The sequence below is a fragment of the uncultured Stenotrophomonas sp. genome, from assembly GCF_945952405.1.
Taxonomy (GTDB): Bacteria; Pseudomonadota; Gammaproteobacteria; order Xanthomonadales; family Xanthomonadaceae; genus Stenotrophomonas.
In genome coordinates, this window is the sequence record NZ_CAMFIA010000002.1 from 318,818 (window position 1) to 336,401 (window position 17,584).

Annotated in this window: 14 protein-coding genes, 2 tRNA genes and 1 pseudogene; 10 read left to right on the top strand and 7 right to left on the bottom strand. The window is 68.4% G+C overall.

Annotated features, from left to right (window positions below):
- Positions 1 to 296 precede the first annotated feature (296 nt).
- Positions 297 to 1,193, bottom strand: a complete 897-nt coding sequence (locus tag Q0P60_RS03800) for a M48 family metallopeptidase (protein WP_294988433.1) — start codon at positions 1,191 to 1,193, stop codon at positions 297 to 299.
- Positions 1,194 to 1,282: 89 nt separating this feature from the next.
- A complete protein-coding gene (locus Q0P60_RS03805) occupies positions 1,283 to 3,175 on the bottom strand; it encodes a formylglycine-generating enzyme family protein (RefSeq protein WP_294988436.1) in 1,893 nt (630 codons plus the stop codon).
- A gap of 84 nt (positions 3,176 to 3,259) precedes the next feature.
- Between Q0P60_RS03805 and rnd the strand changes: the two genes are divergently transcribed.
- Positions 3,260 to 4,339, top strand: coding sequence for a ribonuclease D (rnd, locus tag Q0P60_RS03810; protein ID WP_294988439.1), 1,080 nt, complete (start codon positions 3,260 to 3,262; stop codon positions 4,337 to 4,339).
- 118 nt (positions 4,340 to 4,457) lie between these two features.
- Positions 4,458 to 6,530 carry a DUF4034 domain-containing protein gene (locus tag Q0P60_RS03815; RefSeq protein ID WP_294988442.1) on the top strand — a complete coding sequence of 691 codons (2,073 nt, stop codon included), beginning with the start codon at positions 4,458 to 4,460 and terminating at the stop codon, positions 6,528 to 6,530.
- Positions 6,531 to 6,618: 88 nt separating this feature from the next.
- Here the strand turns inward: Q0P60_RS03815 and Q0P60_RS03820 are convergent, their stop codons facing one another.
- Positions 6,619 to 8,949, bottom strand: coding sequence for a TonB-dependent receptor (locus Q0P60_RS03820; RefSeq protein ID WP_294988445.1), 2,331 nt, complete (start codon positions 8,947 to 8,949; stop codon positions 6,619 to 6,621).
- Between the two features lie 221 nt (positions 8,950 to 9,170).
- Positions 9,171 to 9,752: a TetR/AcrR family transcriptional regulator gene (locus Q0P60_RS03825; protein WP_294988448.1), complete on the bottom strand. Its 582-nt coding sequence runs from the start codon at positions 9,750 to 9,752 to the stop codon at positions 9,171 to 9,173.
- A gap of 101 nt (positions 9,753 to 9,853) precedes the next feature.
- Here Q0P60_RS03825 and Q0P60_RS03830 point away from each other — a divergent pair, with 101 nt between their 5' ends.
- From Q0P60_RS03830 to Q0P60_RS03850, 5 genes are all read left to right on the top strand, one after another.
- Complete coding sequence (locus tag Q0P60_RS03830) at positions 9,854 to 10,909, top strand: sugar phosphate isomerase/epimerase family protein (protein WP_294988451.1); 1,056 nt, start codon at positions 9,854 to 9,856, stop codon at positions 10,907 to 10,909.
- A gap of 21 nt (positions 10,910 to 10,930) precedes the next feature.
- Entirely contained in the window at positions 10,931 to 11,824 is an 894-nt protein-coding gene (locus Q0P60_RS03835; RefSeq protein WP_294988454.1) for an alpha/beta hydrolase, read from the top strand.
- The gene (locus Q0P60_RS03840; RefSeq protein WP_294988457.1) at positions 11,814 to 12,746 is read left to right on the top strand and encodes an alpha/beta hydrolase; all 933 of its coding nucleotides are present in this window, start codon (positions 11,814 to 11,816) and stop codon (positions 12,744 to 12,746) included. The genes Q0P60_RS03835 and Q0P60_RS03840 overlap by 11 nt, the downstream gene beginning before the upstream one ends.
- Before the next feature lie 92 nt (positions 12,747 to 12,838).
- Positions 12,839 to 12,914: transfer RNA gene (locus Q0P60_RS03845), tRNA-Ala, on the top strand.
- Positions 12,915 to 13,024: 110 nt separating this feature from the next.
- A complete protein-coding gene (locus tag Q0P60_RS03850; RefSeq protein ID WP_294988460.1) occupies positions 13,025 to 13,459 on the top strand; it encodes a hypothetical protein in 435 nt (144 codons plus the stop codon).
- A 77-nt stretch (positions 13,460 to 13,536) separates the two neighbouring features.
- Here Q0P60_RS03850 and Q0P60_RS03855 read toward each other — a convergent pair whose 3' ends face one another.
- On the bottom strand, positions 13,537 to 13,710 hold the full coding sequence (locus Q0P60_RS03855) for a hypothetical protein (protein ID WP_294988463.1): 174 nt from the start codon (positions 13,708 to 13,710) through the stop codon (positions 13,537 to 13,539).
- Positions 13,711 to 13,953: 243 nt separating this feature from the next.
- On the opposite strand from Q0P60_RS03855, the pseudogene Q0P60_RS03860 reads away from it, so the two are divergent.
- Positions 13,954 to 14,199, top strand: a pseudogene (locus Q0P60_RS03860) (hypothetical protein); the annotation flags it as partial.
- Between the two features lie 21 nt (positions 14,200 to 14,220).
- Here the strand turns inward: Q0P60_RS03860 and Q0P60_RS03865 are convergent.
- Positions 14,221 to 14,982, bottom strand: coding sequence for an SDR family oxidoreductase (locus tag Q0P60_RS03865; RefSeq protein WP_294988466.1), 762 nt, complete (start codon positions 14,980 to 14,982; stop codon positions 14,221 to 14,223).
- A gap of 132 nt (positions 14,983 to 15,114) precedes the next feature.
- On the opposite strand from Q0P60_RS03865, the gene Q0P60_RS03870 reads away from it, so the two are divergent.
- Entirely contained in the window at positions 15,115 to 15,957 is an 843-nt protein-coding gene (locus Q0P60_RS03870) for a methylated-DNA--[protein]-cysteine S-methyltransferase (RefSeq protein ID WP_294988469.1), read from the top strand.
- 30 nt (positions 15,958 to 15,987) lie between these two features.
- Here Q0P60_RS03870 and Q0P60_RS03875 read toward each other — a convergent pair whose 3' ends face one another.
- The gene (locus tag Q0P60_RS03875; protein WP_294988471.1) at positions 15,988 to 17,013 is read right to left on the bottom strand and encodes an NADP-dependent oxidoreductase; all 1,026 of its coding nucleotides are present in this window, start codon (positions 17,011 to 17,013) and stop codon (positions 15,988 to 15,990) included.
- Positions 17,014 to 17,381: 368 nt separating this feature from the next.
- Here Q0P60_RS03875 and Q0P60_RS03880 point away from each other — a divergent pair.
- Positions 17,382 to 17,457 (top strand) — tRNA-Phe (locus Q0P60_RS03880).
- The last annotated feature ends 127 nt before the right edge of the window (positions 17,458 to 17,584 follow it).

Here is a 17,584-nt window from a genome sequence, read left to right on the forward strand (position 1 = left end):
ACGCCATGCGTGGATGCTTTTCGATTTCAATTCGGAATATTCGATCTCGATGGAGATTCATCCACGCATGGCGTGGATCTACCGGATCGCGGGACTCTGTCGAAGGCGGGGTGGGTCCGGTTGCGGGAGTGTCCGCGGCATGGATGCCGCGGCCAAGCCCCCAAGGACGGGTTTACGGCGTCTCCCGCAACCGGACCCATCCCGCCATCCCACGGAATGCCAGCTGTTGCTGTTGTTGCCGGCCAGCGGCCAGCACTACCGCGGGTGCAGGGCTGCAAGCCCTGCCGGACAACCCTCTACCTGGCCTGCTCGCAGAACTTCTGCCGGTACTCGAGTGCCTTCGGCATCAGTGCCTGCAGGTTCTGGATGCGGGTGCCCGGGTTCGGATGGGTGGACGCGAACTCCGGCGGCGCCTGGCCACCACCGGCCTGGCCCATGCGCTGCCACAGCGGCACCGCCTCGCGCGGATCGAAGCAGGCCGCCGCGGCCAGCATCAGCCCCACTTCATCGGCCTGCGTCTCGTGGCTGCGCGCATACGGCAGCAGGTAGCCGTAGCCCATCGCCGACATCATCATCTGCTGCTGTTGCGCATCCATGCCGCTGGCGGCGCCGGCCATCTGCCCGATCTGGGTCAGCTTCTGCTGCGCCATGCGCTGCGCACCATGGCGCAGCAGCGCATGGGCGATCTCATGGCCCATCACCACCGCCATTGCATCACGGGTACGCGCCACCGGTATCAGCCCGGTATAGACCGCCATCTTGCCGCCCGGCAGGCAGAACGCATTGGCCTGCTCGGACGGGATCACGTTCACTTCCCACTGGAAGTCGCGCGCGAAGTGCGCCGGCTGCACGCCGTGCTCCTGCGCCAGCGCGGTCTCCACCACATCCACCTTGGCAATCAGCCGTTGGGCGATGTCGCGCACATCACGCGCAACCGGTGCGTTCGGATCCATCGGCCGTTCCTGCGACAGGATCTGCTGGTAGGCCTGCAGCCCCAGCGCGGTTTCCTGGCGCGCGTCCAGGCTGCTGTCGATCATCACCTTCTCGCCGGTGTAAGGATCGACCGTGCGGTTGGAGAACCAGTAGAACAGCGCATAGCCAGCGGCCAGCAGCAGTACCCACCAGCGGATGTTGCCGAACAGGCCACGTCGCTGCGGGCCTTGCGGCGAGCGTGAGAAGGGATCGTTGCGCATCGGGTGGTCTTCCGGCAGGCCCCGCCGGCCGGCGGGCACGGCGCAATCTTAGTGTGCCGATGCCCGCTGCGGGTGAAGCCGGATGCCGCTCAGATGCCGCGCACCAGGCGGAAGCCGATGCGCGCGTTGGTGGTATCCGAATCCTGCGACTGGCGCCAGGCGGCCCGGGTCTGTTCCGGCGCATTGGCCCAGTTGCCACCCCGGATCACCCGCGCCCGGCACCCCGGGTTGAACCAGGCCACACCATCGGACGGCGCGCGCCGGTAGCTGGCATGCCAGCAGTCGGCCACCCATTCACTGAGGTTGCCGCCCATGTCGTGCAGGCCAAAGGCGTTGGCCTGGAAGCTGGCCACCGGGGCCGGTCCCCACCAGCCATCGCCGTAGCCGATGAAGGCGTTGTGCCAGTGCCGGCCCGAAGGGGAGACATCCTTGCTGCCGGTGAAGTTGCCGCTGCCCGGTGGCGGCGTGCCGGCGTCACCCCACGGATAGCGGCCACTGCTGCCGGCACGCAGCGCATACTCGAATTCGGCCTCGCTGGGCAGCCGGTAGCTTCGCCCGGTCTGCTCGGACAGCCAGGCCGCGTAGTTCTCGGCGTCGCGCACGCTCACGTGCATCACCGGCGAATTGCCCAGCGCGCGGCCGCCGTCGTAGTCCGACCGCCAGTCGACGCCGCTGCGGCGGATGAAGTTGCCGCTGCGCTCGTCATAGACCACCGAGTGGCCACGACGGGTCGCGCGCGGCCGCGCGTTGGACGCCTTCACGTAGCGCTCGAAGTCGCTGACCGTAACCTCGGTGATCGCCATCGCGAAGCCGCGCTCGAAGCGCACATAGTGCGAAGGACGCTCGGCATCGCTGGCACCCGGCTCGGCGTCGCCGGCCCCCATCTGGAAGCCGCCATGCGGCACCACCACCATCTGCGGGCCGCGCCCGCCGTCACGCATGGCGTCACTGAATACCTGCCCCGGACGGAAGCTGCCGTAATGGGTGGCCAGGTCGATGCGCTCGCGCAGCTGGCCCACCACCGCGTCACCCGGCAGGGCGATGCGCAGCGCCTCGGCCAGCTTCTCCCGGGCCGGCTTCAGCCCCTGTGGCGTGGCCAGGTCGCGCAGGCCGTCGTCGCGCAGCTGCAGCAGCGTCGCGGCGCGGATCTGCTCGATGCGCTCGAACGCATCGGCAATGGTCGGCGATGAATCGCGCACCTTGCTGGCCTCCGCCAGCCAGGTGCCGGCGCTGGCGAAATCCCGCGCCCGCGCCGCGTCCTCGGCACGCCGGATCAATCCGCTTTCGGCGGCCGCCAGGCCCTGTCGTGCCCGGCCATTGTGCTCATCCAGCGCCAATGCCTCGCGGAAGTTGCCGATGGCGCCGTCGCCCTCCTCGCCGATCCGGTCCGCTCGCAGGTCTTCTTCACCGGCACGGTTGTAGGCGACCACGCGCTGTGCCGTCTCGACCCGCCCCTGCAGGGCGCGCACCTTTTCGTCCTTGGGCGCCAGGCTCAACAGCACCAGGGCCTGGCGACTGGCCTCGGCCAGCGCCTCACGCTGCTTCAGGGGCCGCACCAGCAGCGCATCCGCCTGCTGCTGCAGGCGCTGGCGGGCACGCTGCAGGCCAAGCCGGGCCTGGCGGTCATCCGGATCTTCCTCCTGCACCGCCAGCCACAGCGGAATGGCCGCGTCGGCATCCTCATAGAGCCTGCCCTCGGCGAATGCCTTGTCGGCCGCACGCCGCAACTGGACCAGGCTGCGGCCCTGGCGGTCGACCCGCGGCGGTGTCCACTGCTGCACATCCTCGGCGGCATCTTCGCCGCCGATGGTCACGCTGCCCTGCCCGTCCTGGGCGCCGGCGTCGCTGCCGCCATCACCGTCCACGGCCGGGCGCGCGTCGCTGCCGGCCACCTGATCGGCCGTCGCAGGCGGTGACGGCGTACAACCAGCCAGGGCCATGGCCAGGGCGGTGCACAGCACGGGCGACAACGGAAAACGCAAGCAGAGCCTCCTTCGGCACGGACGCGGACCGACGTTAGGCTATTCTCCCCTGCCTGAGCAAACCCGAGTAGTAGGCCCTGACCCGTGGCAACCTGGATCACCACCCCCGCCGAGCTGGATGCGTACTTCCAGCAGCGCCCGGCCCGTATCGGCCTGGACACCGAATTCATCCGTGAACGCACCTTCTGGCCGCAGCTGGCACTGGTGCAGATGGCCGTTGGACAGGACATCCTGCTGATCGACCCGCTGATTCCCGGCATGACCGAGGCGCTGGCGCCGTGGCTGGCCGACGAATCCATCATCAAGGTGATGCACAGCGCCAGCGAAGACCTGGTCGCCTTCAAATGGGCCTGCGGGGTGCTGCCGCGCCCGCTGTTCGACACCCAGATCGGTGCTGCGCTGGCCGGCATCGGCGGCGGCATGGGCTACCAGAAGCTGGTCGCGGAAATCACCGGCGTCGCGCTGGCCAAGGGCGAGACCCGCTCGGACTGGATGCGCCGCCCGCTGTCCGAGTCGCAGTTGCAGTACGCCGCCGACGACGTCGAGCACCTGTTCGCGCTGCACGACGCCATCGATGCCAGGCTGCAGGCACTGGGCCGCCAGCAGTGGCTGCACGATGACGGCGAGCGCCTGTTGGCCAGCGTCGCCAACGATGAGGAGCGCTGGCCACATCTGTCGATGCGCAGCGCGCAGTTCCTCGACGCCACGGCACAGCGGCGCCTGTTGCGCCTGCTGCGCTGGCGCGATGCACAGGCACGCAGCAGCGACCGCCCGCGCAGCTGGATCCTGGACAACGAACTGGCCGCCACCCTCGCGCGCACCCCGCCGGCCGATGCGGCCGCGCTGGGCAAGCTGTTCGAGCAGTTCCCGAAGGCACCGCGCAAGCTGACCGGCGCCGTGTGGCAGGCACTGGATACGGCGCTGGCCGATGAAGCCGAAGCGCCGCTGGCGCTGCCGGCCAACGACAGCAACAAGCAGGCACTGAAGAAGCTGCAGGATGCGGTGGCCGAGCGCAGCCGCGAGCTGGGCCTGCCGGATGGCATCCTGGCATCGCGCAAGCACCTGGAAAGCTATCTGGAAAGCCGGCAGTGGCCGGCCGCACTGGCCGGCTGGCGGCAGCAGGAGCTGGAATCGCGGCTGCAGGCGCTGCTGCCGGCACGCTGACATCGCCCGGCAGCTGGCCGGGCGGCGCCCGATGCCTGTGCAATGCGCATCTGCCACGCTTGCCGAGTCGGGTGCGGGCCTGTCCAATAGCGTCCCCGCTATTGTTGGAGTGCATCAGATGACACATGGAATTGCCAAGGACGGCCTGTCGGCAGAGGACCTGGCCTGGCGCACGCAGGCGCGCACCGCACTGCAGGAGCGCGACTATGCCGCGCTGGAGGCGCTGCTGGCACCCCACGAACAGGCCTGGCTTGACGGCGCCAGGCCACTGCCGGGCATCCGCTGGCGACTGCGTAACCTGCAGGACAAGGTGCTGACGCTGGATCAGCGCCTGCAGCAAGCCCAGCAATGGGTCGCCGCTGCGCCGCACAGCTATTACGCGCACCTGCGCCTGGGTGCCTGCTGGGAATCCGCCGCCGGCGCCCTGCGCAGCGCCGATGTGGCCGCGCTGGTCGAAGACAGCCAGTGGCTCGCCGCGGAGCTGGCACGCGACCATGCCGTGCATGCCTACCTGCAGGCGATCCCGTTGTCATCGCGCCCGGCGCTGGCGCTGGATGGCATCAAGCGCATCACCGGCTACCTGCGCGAGCCGGGCTGGCTGCGAGCCCTGCAGGCGGGGCAACCCGCCGAATCCAGCCTGGCCCTGCTGGCCGAGCACTATCCGCAGGCGTGGCCGCAGGCCCTGCAGCTGCTGTCACGCTTCGGCGCACCGCTGCAGTCACTGCCCGACACGCTGCCGGCAGTGCTGCGCGAACGCAGCGAGGACGATTTCGATGCGCCGCTGGCGTACTGGATGCGCCTGGTACTGGAACAGCGCGGCGACGACCTGGGCACGCTGGAAGACACCCTCTACTACCTGTATCCGCGCTGGGGCGGCAGCCACGAAGCGATGGAGGACTTCATCGAAGGGGGCTGGTGCCGCGGACTGGATCTGACCCAGAGCAACGCGTTGCGCTGGCGCAAGGAACAGGACTGGATGGGCGAGCTGCCGCATCGCGAGGATGCCGACGCCGTGGCCGCGCACGAGCGCGCCTATGCGCAGATCCTCGACTGGCACCTGGACCGCCAGCTGCGCGCGGAAGTCCTCACCCAGCGTGCCGGGCTGCGCTACCGGCTTGGCCGCATTGAAGGCAGCGACGATGACGTGCGGTGGGACGCCGCGCACATGCAGGCGGTGTTCGACGACCTGCAGCAGGCCTGGGCACTGGACCGCGACATGGTCCTGCACGAAGGCTTCAGCAACCTCGAGGCCTGTGCCTGGTTCGCCCATGTCGACGGTGCCGAAGCCCTGTTCGCACAGGTGGTGGACTACGCCGCACGCGAGGGCGATTCGGCGATCGGCCTGCTCTGGGCCGCGACCGCCATCGAGCACGGCCTGCTCGGCCAGAGCGCCGACCCGGAACGTGCCACCGCGCTGCTGCAGCGCGCGCTGAAGCTGGCCCCGGAGGACAACACTTCAGCGGTCACCTTCGCTGCCAACCTGTTCTGCGACGTCTCGCAGTCCGCCGGCCTGGCGCTGCTGCAGCGCATGGCCGAAGCCGGCGACGCCGGGGCGATGTCGGCACTGTGCGACCTGTACAAGGGCCGCCTCGGTGGCCGCGACCAACCGCAGTTCGTCGATGCCGAACAGGCCGCATTCTGGCAGGAGCGTGCGGTTGAAGGCGGTGACCTGATCGCCACCTACAACCTGGGCGTGCGCCTGGTTGCCGCCGGTGGCGCGGACAATGAAGCGCGTGCGCGCGAGCTGTACCTGCGTTGCCTGGCCGAGGCCGAGGCCGGCGAACGGGTGTGGGCACCGACCTGCCGCAACCTCGCCTGCCTGGCGCTGGATGGCCAGGACGACGCGCACAAGCGCGAAGCGGTCGAGCGCGCACTGATTCCCCTGTGGTGGCGCGGCGAGGACGACGACAAGCTGTGGGCCGCCGGCTACCTGGCCGACATCTACCACTTCGGCAACGGCGTTCCCGCCAATGCCTTCCTGGCCCAGACCTGGCTGCAGCGCGCCAGCGAGATCGACCCGGAGTATGTGGACGTGGTGCGCATGACGCCGCTGATCAACGGCGAAGGCCGCTGGTTCGGCGCCAGCCGGGCACGCAAGCAGCAGGCGCAGGACCGCCAGCAGGTGGACAGCGCGACCTGGGCCCTGACCTTTGGCCAGCGCAGCCAGGACAGCGATCTCACCGCGGTCTGAAGCAATAAAAAGGGCGGCCCGGATCATCGGGCCGCCCTGTTCGTTCAGTCCATGCGATGGCGGCATGCGCCGCCACCGCGACCGCACATTACCAGTTCATGTTCAGCGAGACGCCCACGGTGCGCGGCTCGTTGTAGACCGCGGCCATGTAGTTCTCGATCACACCCTTGAGGTTCTTCTCGTTGGTGATGTTGCGCGCGAACAGCGCCACTTCGTAGGCACCGTAGTTGCCCGAGTAGCCGATCTTCAGGCCGCCCTCGAAGTCACCCTTGGAGTTGAATTCCTTGGTGTCGTACAGCACGAAGCTGGTGTAACCCTGCTTGTTCCAGTCGGTGGAAACGAACATGGTGCCGGCGTCGCTGACCGGGAAGTCGTAGCGGGCCGCGAAGTTGACGTTGTACTTCGGCGCGTTCGGCAGCGGGTTGCCATCGATCTGGGCGAAGGTGTTGGCACCGACCTTGATGGTCGGGTCGCCGACGGTGCAGACCACCTGGCCGTTGAGGCCACAGACCTGCGCGTACACGCGCTTGTCCTTGATCTCGCTGTGCAGCAGGCTCAGGCCGGCGCTCAGGGTCAGGTTCGGGATCGGACGCAGTTCCATGTCCGCTTCGAAGCCGTAGGCCTTGGCCTTGTCGGCGTTGAACAGCACACCGTTGCCGTCCGAATCATTGCCGTTGAGCTGGATGTCGTTGACCGTGTAGGTGAACGCGGTGGCGTTCAGGCGCAGGCGGTTGTCCCACAGGCTGCTCTTCACACCCGCTTCCCAGGACAGGATGGTCTCGGAATCGGCGGTGGTGAAGTCCGCATTGAACACGGCCGAACGGCCCTGGATGGTCGGGCCGCGGAAGCCGCGGGCCACCTTGGCGTAGACGCTCACGTCCGGAGTGATCTGGTACATCGCGCTCAGATCCCAGCTCGGGGTGGTGTCGGACATCTTGACGTCGGTGCGGCCCTTGTAGGTCACCACGCCGGCGGCGGTATCGGCGGTCTTCAGCAGGCGGGTGTGCTTCTCGTCCTTGGTCTGGCGCAGGCCGGCGGTCACCGTGAACTTGTCGGTGAAGGCATAGCTGATCTGGCCGAAGCCCGCCCAGGAGGTGTTCTTGTTGCGCAGGCGCACCCAGTTGTTCGGGTTGCGTGCCGCGCCCTGCAGGAACCACGCGCGCTGGTAGAAATCGGTGGTGTCGCTGCCGTTGAAGTAGAACGCACCGGCCTGCCACTGCAGGGCGTTGTCGTCATGGCTGGCCAGGCGGAACTCCTGGGTCCACTGGTCGAGATCGCGGATGCGGCCCATCGACTGGCCGTAGCCGTTCGGCACGCCGTTGACCGGGAAGTTCACCGCGGCGCCGCCATCGGTGTCACCACGGCTGTAGCCGGAGGTGGTTTCGTAGGCGGTGATCGAGGTGAAGTCGATCGCGCCGAAGTCGTAACGTGCCTTCACCGAGCCGCCGTAGGTCTTGTAGGCCTGCGGGTTGTTGTCGGCTTCGTCGTAGGCCACCTTGTCGCGCGGCACGTCGGTCTTGTTCGAGCCCTTGGTCAGCGCACCGCGCAGGAACAGGGTCGAGGTGCCTTCGTAGTCACGGGCATGGGCCGAGGCCAGGATCGAGAACTGGTCGCTCGGGGTGAGCAGCAGCTGCGCGCGCACGTTGCGGTCGTCGAAGCCGCCCATGGCGTTCTTCTTCGGGCTGACCGTGCCATCGGCGCTCGGGCCCTTGTAGGTGTTGTCGACGTAGTCGTCGCGGTGCTGGTACAGGGCCGACACGCGGAACGAGGCGATGTCGTTGATCGGGCCGCCGAAGCCGCCGTCGATCGACACGCTGTTGTAGGTCGCATAGCTGGCGCTGACGCGGCCGGTGTAGTCGCGGGTCGGCTTCAGGGTATCGAACTTGACGATGCCGGCGGTGGTGTTGCGGCCGAACAGCGAGCCCTGCGGGCCGCGCAGCACTTCCACCTGGTCCACGTCATAGACCGGGTTGGACTTCAGCACCACGTGCTCCAGCACCACGTCGTCCTGGATGATCGAGACCGGCTGCGAGGCACCCAGGTAGAAGTCGATGTTGCCCAGGCCACGGATGTAGAAGCGCGGGAAGATGCGCCCGGTGGTGGTTTCCGCATACAGGCTCGGCACGCGGCCCGACAGCGCCAGCAGCGTGTCGTCACCGCCAGCGGTGAAGTCGCGCATGCGCTCGCCCTGCACCACGCCGACCGAAACCGGCACTTCCTGCAGGTTCTGCTCACGGTGTTCGGCGGTCACGGTGATGGTGTCCAGGCCGGTCGGGGTCGGCGCGCTGTCCTGCGCGGCGGCACCGAAGCTGCCGACCAGGGCCAGGCCGGCACAGGCCAGGGCCAGCGGATGGCGGCGGAAGGAAACAAAGGAAGACGACATACCCGACAGGCGGCGGGAATCGGAATGGGAGGGCATGGAATGCTCTGAGGAGGCGTCCGTGCGGCCTGCGCGAGCCGGGCGGCAAAAAGGAGGGAAACTGCGCAAGCCGTCATTATCCCCCAAATTGTTACGATTTCGTTGCGCGAGCCCCGAACCCGGGGAAACCAGCGGTTTCGGCACAGTCCGCCGTCGCCGCCTGGCATGGCTCCGGGGCGGGTCCGCTCTATTCCCGAGAGTGGAACTGACCTCGAAGCACGTCAGGGAAGCAGCGCAAGCGCCACATCGACCATCGCCAGCAGCCGCTCGCGGCTGATGCCGTCGCGCGCCTGCACCGAAATGCCATGCAGCACCGTGGCGAAGTGGTCACCCAGGGCCTGTACGGCCGCCCCATCCGGAAGCTCGCCCGCGGCGTGCGCCTGCTGCAGGCGCGCGATGATCGCGGCGGTGCGCTGCCGGCGGTGGCTGGCCAGCCAGTCACGCACGCCTTCGCCATCGGGCGACACGCTGCTGGCCGAGGACACTACCAGGCAGCCATGCGGGCGCCCGCGCCGGGTGTAGGTCAGCACCGCATCGCGCAGCATCGAACCGATCGCCTCGCGCAGCGAAACCTGCTCCAGCGCACGGGGCGCGAACCCACCCTCGCCTTCTTCGTACAGCGCCACCGCTTCGCGGAACAACTGTTCCTTGCTGCCGAACGCAGCGTAGATGCGCGCCGAGGCGATGCCCAGCGCTTCGACCAGCGCCGACATCGAGGTGCCCTCATAGCCGTGCTGCCAGAACAGCAGCATCGCCTTGCGCAACGCCTGGTCCCTGTCGAATTCGCGCGGTCGCCCTGCCATCTGCCTGCCTGCTCCAGTGAGGCGCGCAGTGTAACGCGGGTGTTGACCACCGCGAGGCTCACGCCTATTCTTTGTCGATCGACAAACAAATGGAGCAACACATGCAGACCCTCAAGGGCCCCAGCCTGCACCTGGCGCAGTTCGCCGGCGACCAGGCCCCGTTCAACAGCCTCGCCGGTATTGCCGGCTGGGCTGCCGGCCATGGCTTCAAGGCCCTGCAGATTCCGGCCTGGGATGCGCGCCTGTTCGACCTGGCCACCGCTGCCGACAGCCAGGACTACTGCGACGACGTCCGCGGCACGCTGGCCGAACACGGCCTGCAGGTCAGTGAGCTGACCACCCACATCCTCGGCCAGCTGGTGGCCGTGCATCCGGCCTACGATGAACTCTGCGATGGCTTCGCGCCGGAAGCGCTGCGTGGCAATCCGCAGGCCCGCAGCGAATGGGCGCAGCAACAGCTGCACCTGGCCGCCCGTGCCTCGCGCCGCCTGGGCCTGCAGGACATGGGTACCTTCTCCGGCTCGTTCGCCTGGCCCTACCTGTTCCCGTTCCCGCAGCGCCCGCCAGGCCTGATCGACGCCGCATTCGACGAACTGGCACGGCGCTGGCGGCCGATCCTCGACAGCTGCGACGACAACGGCGTCAACCTCTGCTACGAGATCCATCCCAGCGAGGACCTGCATGACGGCACCAGCTTCGAGCGCTTCTTCGAGCGCGTGGGCCAGCACCAGCGCTGCCGCATCCTGTTCGACCCCAGCCACTTCGTGCTGCAGCAGCTGGACTACCTGCAGTACCTGGACATCTACCACCCGCTGATCCGCATGTTCCATGTCAAGGATGCCGAGTTCCGCCCCAGCGGCCGCCAGGGCATCTACGGCGGCTATGCCGACTGGGCCGACCGCGCCGGCCGCTTCCGCTCCCTTGGCGATGGCCAGGTCGATTTCAGGTCGATCTTCTCCAAGCTGGCCCAGTACGACTACCAGGGCTGGGCCACGCTGGAATGGGAGTGCTGCCTGAAGGACCAGGAAGCCGGTGCGCGCGAGGGCGCCGCCTTCATCCGCGACCACATCATTCCGGTCACCGACAAGATCTTCGACGACTTCGCCGGTGCGCCAATCAGCACCGCACAGATGCAGCAGATGCTCGGCATCGCCTGAGCCCCAACGGAGTATTCCCCCATGACGACTTCCCATTCCGCTGGCGCTGCCGGCGACGCCGCCCTGCGCCACCACTACCTGCGCATTGAGGGCCAGCGCGTGCATTGCGTGTCCGCCGGCCAGGGTGATCCGGTACTGCTGATTCCCGGCTGGCCACAGACCTGGTACGCCTGGCGGCATGTGCTGCAGGCGCTGGCCGAGGCCGGATTCGAGGCCATCGCGATCGACCCGCCGGGCATCGGCGAATCCGACCGCCCTGCCCATGGCTACGACACCGGCAGCGCCGCCGCCGTGCTGCACCAGACCATGCTGGCGCTGGGCCATGCCCGCTACCAGGTGGTCGGCCATGACATCGGCATGTGGATCGCCTATGCACTGGCCAGCGACCAGCCACAGGCCGTGCGCCAGCTGGCGGTCACCGAGGCCGTGATTCCCGGGCTGGCCCCGGAGCCGGGCATCTTCGCCGCACCCGCCGACAACATCTTCCTCTGGCACTTCATGTTCAACCAGGTCGCTGATCTGCCCGAAGCCCTGATCAGCGGCCGCGAGCGCGCCTACCTGGAATTCATGTTCGACCGCTGGTCGTACCGCCGCGACGCGGTCGCCGCCGATACCTACATCGCCGCCTACAGCCGCCCCGGCGCACTACGCGCGGGCTTCGCCTGGTACCGCGCGATTCCGGAAACGATCCGCCAGAACAAGCTGCGCGCACAGCGCCGGCTGCCGATGCCAGTGCTGGCGATCGGCGCCGAACACGCCACCGCCGATGCACCGATGCTGACCCTGCAGCCGCACGCCGATGACGTGCGCGGCAGCATCGTGCCGGGCTGCGGCCACTTCATCATGGAGGAAGCACCGCAGGCGTTCCTGGCACAGCTGCTGCCCTTCCTGCAGGAGGCGCGCCATGCCGCTTGAAGCCGGACTACAGCAGTTCGTCGATGCCATCGCCGCCCAGTCGCTGCCGGACGACCTGCGCGAACTGCGCGCGGTCAGCGAGCGCGCGTTGCCGCAGCTGCAGGGCGCACCGCCGCCGGTCGCGCATGTGATCGAGCACACCTTCGCCGCACGTGATGGGCAGTTGCTGCAGCTGCGCGTGTACACCCCGGAAGGCCAGGCCGATGGACCGGCGCCGGCGCTGCTGTTCGCGCACGGTGGTGGCTGGTTCCAATGCTCACTGGCGGTCTATGACGGCCCCTGCCGCGCCCTGGCCCAGTCCAGCGGTTGCGTGGTCGTGGCGGTCGGCTACCGGCTGGCCCCCGAACACCCGTTCCCGGTGCCCCTGCACGACGTCGCCGACGCCTGGCAGTGGTTGCAGGCCAATGCCAGGCGCCTGGGCCTTGACCCGCAGCGGCTGGCGATCGGTGGCGACAGCGCCGGTGGCAACCTGGCCGCCGCCTGCTGCCTGCAACTGCAGCAGCTCGGCCTGCCGCAGCCACGCCACCAGCTGCTGCTGTACCCGGCACTGGATGCCGGTATGGACACGGCGTCGTACCGCGAATACGGCAACGGCTATTACCTCAGCGCCGAGCTCATGCAGCGCTGCTGGCAGGCCTACCTCGGCGGACGTGCGCTGGAGCAGGCACCGGCGCTGGCCTCACCCGCCCATGCAACGGACCTGCAGGGACTGGCAGCGGCCTCCATTCTCAGCTGCGAATACGATCCCCTGCGCGATGAGGCCGAACAGTACGCGCAGCGTCTGCAGGCCGCCGGGATCGACTGCACGCTGGAACGGTTGCCGGGAATGATCCACGCCTGCATCCACCTGCACACGGTGACCGCCTCCACCGACGTGGCCCTGCAGCGCGCGGGCGCCCTGCTGCGCCAGGCCCTGTGCTGAACCGGGGAAGGCCGCGGCCGGTGCAGGCGGCCCTCCGCCCTACCCGGCGCTTGGCAAGCCCGGCAGGCGGCGCTACACTGAAAGCCTGCCGTGGGGCCATAGCTCAGCTGGGAGAGCGCGTCGTTCGCAATGACGAGGTCAGGAGTTCGATCCTCCTTGGCTCCACCACCGCATGAAACAACAAGCCCCGGGGCATCCCCGGGGCTTTTTGTTTTGCGAGGAGTTCAGCGACAATGCCGCCGCTGCCGGCTTCGGCACGTTGCCATCCACGAGGACTCATGAAGGGAATCATTGCGGCTGCCGTCGTCATCGCTGCGCTTGCCGGCTGTTCAGCCACGCGTCCCATCGCGACAGAGACAGCCCAGCCGGTTCCGGCCGGTCAGATCTTCGCGTATGCGCAATCCGCCGCGGACGCAGGCGCGGTCGTAGTAACCCGGGACATCGGACTGGCCGGATCGAAATGCCCCGTTGCCTTCTATGTTGACGGCAAAGTGGCGGCACATGTGGACACTGGCCAGACCATGACCCTGCACATCCCCGCCGGCAAGCACATCCTCGGCGCCGGCCCTGCAGGCACGGGGGTATGCGGCATCGTCAGCCGGACCGCGCATCTGCGCGAAGCAAACTTCGAGATCGAGGCCGGCGGCAGCCTGAAGCTGCGACTGGGTTTCACCCGCGACGGCACTTACCAGATCACGCCGACCGCACTTTGAGCGGACGGCAGCGTTCGGCCTGGACGCGTCCAGGCCGGCGCAGCGGCAGCGACCCCGAGTCCACCGATGCCGGTTACTCAGGCAGGATCGCGGCTGCCGTCCTTGCGTCGCGGGCTGCGCGAATGTGCGTCGCGCACCTGTTGATCCTGCTGCGCCGGCCGCTGTCTGGCCACGTCGTCCTGCTTTCTGTCCTGCCGGCTTTCCTGCACACCCGATTCCGGATCGGCCGGGTTCTTGTCTCGCTCGCCCATCACCTGCTCCCGCGCTGGCGGACACCCGCCTGGCATCACCCTAGCAGCGCCCGGATAATCCGCAGGTCAGCCTGGTGCGAACACCGCGTGCAGCCGACCAGGGCGCCGTCGTGGGGCAACCGCGAATGTCCAACGGCGCCAGCACGCACGCATTGCCGCGATACCCTGTGCATGCCCGGAATCCGCTACAGCACGCACGACAGGCCCGCCATCTCCGCTTCCATCGCCAACGCAACGCACGCGATGCCGGTGCTCCTCGATGCCACCGATGGCCGCATCCGGCTCGGCGAACTGCCGACCGTGATCGGCCCCACGCTCTCGCTGGATCAGGCGCGCCTCGCCTTTGCCACGCGGGTCCATGCCGAACGCGATGTCGGCACCGGTTACCACTGGCTCAGCCTGCACCGGCTCACGCTCGGCGGCGCGCCCGCCGGCATCAGCCTGTGTTTCCACGGGCAGCAGCTCGACAGGGTGACCATGGGCGTCGATCGGTCAGTCCGCTGACGGCGCTCAGGTGCGCATGATCGACACCCCGCCCTCGACGCGCATCGCGGTACCGGTCACGAAACTGCTTTCATCGCTGGCCAGGAACAACGCCGCCTGGGCGATCTCCTCCGGCTGGGCCAGACGCTTGAGCGCATGCAGCGAACGCACGAAGTCGCGTGCATCGCCGGTGGGCGCGGCCTGCCGCCCCATCTCGGTATCGGTGCCGCCAGGCAACAGCACGTTGCTGCGCACCCCACGCGCACCGTACTCGGCGGCGATCACCTGGCTCAGGCCGATCAGCCCGGCCTTGCTCGACGCATAGGCCGCCATCCCGGGGAAGCCAACGGTGTGGCCGACGAACGTACCGACGAACACCAGCGAACCGCCACCGCGCGCCAGCAATGCCGGCAGCTGCGCGCGCGCCGCATGGAACGCGGCGTCGAGGTTGGTGGCCATCACCTCACGCCAGGCGTGCAGCGGAAACTCCGCTGCCGGCACGCCCGGGCCGAGCATGCCGGCGTTGTTGAGTGCGATATCCAACCCTCCGAACGACTGCTGGGCCAGATCGACCAGCACCTGTGCCGTGCCCGGATCAGCCACATCGGCGGCATGCACCACCACCTCGCCCCCCGCAGCGCGGATCTGCGCGGCCAGCGCCTGCAGCGGCGCCAGCCGCCGTGCATTGAGTACCAGCTTCGCCCCTTCCGCAGCGAAGCGCAGCGCGCTCGCACGGCCGATGCCGGCACTGGCTCCGGTGATGAGGGCGATCTTGTTGTCCAGGCGCATGGAGGGGGTTCCGGTTGTGAAGTGGCCACCACCCTGCCGTGCGGCGGGCCTGCAGACACTCCGTTTCCGGGCCTTGTCGGCGGGTGCAGGAAACGGAGTTTCCCTGCCGCAGGCGCATGCCAGAATCCGGTCATGGACAGCACCGCCCCCCCCGCCATCGATGCCCGCGTTGAACGGGTCTGCCGCCACCTGCAGGCCCGCCTCGACGAACCCTCGCTGCAGGAACTGGCCGCCCTCGCCGGCTGCAGCCCGACCCGGCTGCATCGCTTGTTCAAGCAGGCCACCGGCCTGACCCCCAAGCAATACGCGACCGCCCTGCGCGCCGACCGCCTGCGCAGCGGGTTGCAGCAGCAGGAACGCATCACCGATGCGTTCCACGAGGCCGGCTTCGGCTCCAGCGGGCGCTTCTACGAAAACGCACCGCGTCTGCTCGGCATGACCCCGAAGCAGTGGCGCGCCGGCGGGCGCGGCGAAGTCATCCACTTCGCCATCGCCGAAAGCTCGCTGGGCAGCGTGCTGGTGGCCAGCAGCGCGACCGGCGTGGTCGCGATCCTGCTCGGCGATGACCCAGAGGCGTTGCTGCAGTCCCTGCAGCAGCGCTTCCGCCAGGCCGAGCTGGTCGGTGCCGACCGCGGCTATGAACAGCTGGTGGCACAGGTGGTCGGCCTGGTCGAGGATCCCGCGCCTGGCGCCAGTCTGCCGCTGGACATCCGCGGCACCGCTTTCCAGCAGCGGGTGTGGCAGGCGCTGCAACAGATTCCGCGCGGGCAGACCGCCTCGTATGCCGATATCGCCACGCGCATCGGCGCACCGCGATCGAGCCGCGCAGTCGCGCGCGCATGCGCAAGCAATCCGCTGGCGGTAGCGGTGCCCTGCCATCGTGTGGTGCGCCGTGACGGCGACCTGTCCGGCTATGCGTGGGGCGTGGCGCGCAAGCGCGAACTGCTGCGAAGGGAAAGCGCGGCGACCGGCTGAAACGGACCACGGCCGGCCGCCGGCACGGGCTCAATCCAGCTTCACCACCAGCTTGCCGAAGTTGGCCCCCTTCAGCAGCCCGAAGAAGGCCTCGGGGGCGTTCTGCAACCCCTCCACCACGTCCTCGCGATACTGGATGCGGCCTTCGCGCAACCACTGCCCCATCTCGCGCTCGAAGTCGGGCCACAGAGGGTTGAAGTCATGCACGATGAAGCCCCGCACGGTCAGCCGCTGGCGCAGGATCTGGCTGAACAGTGCCGGCAGCCGGTCCGGCCCGGGCTGCTCCACGCCGCGCGCGTTGTAGGTGGCGATGGTGCCGCACACCAGAATGCGCGCGAAATCGTTGAGCAGCGGCAACACCGCATCCAGCACGTGCCCTCCCACATTCTCGAAGTACACATCGATGCCGGCAGGCACCGCGGCACGCAGCTGCGCGGCGAAATCGGCAGCGCGATGATCCAGCGCCACGTCCACGCCCAGCGTCTGCAGATAGGCACGCTTGGTCTCGCCACCGGCGATGGCGACCACGCGCGCGCCCTGCAGCTTGGCCAGCTGGGCCACGGTCGCGCCGACCGGCCCGCTCGCTGCAGCCACCACCAGCGTCTCGCCCGGCGTCAGGCGCGCGATTTCATGCAGGCTGGAATAGGCGGTGAAACCCGGCATGCCATACACGCCCAACGCCGTGCTCAGCGGCAGCCCGGCCGGATCCAGCCGGCGTCCCAGTGCCCTGGCCGGCAGCACCGCGTGGGTCTGCCAGCCTCCCGGCGCCAGCACCTGCTCCCCCACCGCCACCCCTTCGGCATTGGACTGCAGCACTTCGGCCACCGTCTGGCCCTCCATCACCGCGCCCACCGCGACCGGCGCGGCGTAGGACGGGCCGTCGTCCATGCGTCCACGCATGTACGGATCCAGCGACAGGTAGCGGTTGCGCAGCAGCACCTCGCCATCGGCCAAGGCCGGCAGCTCTGCCTGTTCCAGGCGGAAGTCGGCTGCGCCCGGTGCGCCCTGCGGGCGCGAGGCCAGCACGATGCGGGAGGTGGTCGTGGGATTCGACATGGCGACGGTCTCTGCTGTTGCCAGCATCAGGAAAGGAATGCCGACACTACGCCGCGGCGGTTGCCGATGGCGGCCACGAAAACAGCGTTCCATCCTCCGCATCGGCACGCTCGATGCGCAGGCCTTGCCACGGCGGCTTTGCCGATCGCGGTGGCCCGCTGATTTCCGCCACGGGTGATGATTGCGGCGATGCGCCGCGCCGATGACGCGGCATCCAGGCGACCGGGCACCGCTTGGCGACGGAGGATCAAGCACTTGCACGTGCGCAGACGGCAATGTGAAGGTTTTTTGCCAAAACGCTTGCCGAAGACGGCTGACCTCCGTAATATGCGCGTCCTCGGCAGCGACCTCGCTGCAACGAAACAAGTGGCCGAGTAGCTCAGTTGGTAGAGCAGGGGATTGAAAATCCCCGTGTCGGCGGTTCGATTCCGTCCTCGGCCACCACTTTCGAAGGCCTGCAGAAATGCGGGTCTTTTTTTTCCGGAAACCGTGCTGGATGGCGGTTGCCACGCAATTTGGCCGAGTAGCTCAGTTGGTAGAGCAGGGGATTGAAAATCCCCGTGTCGGCGGT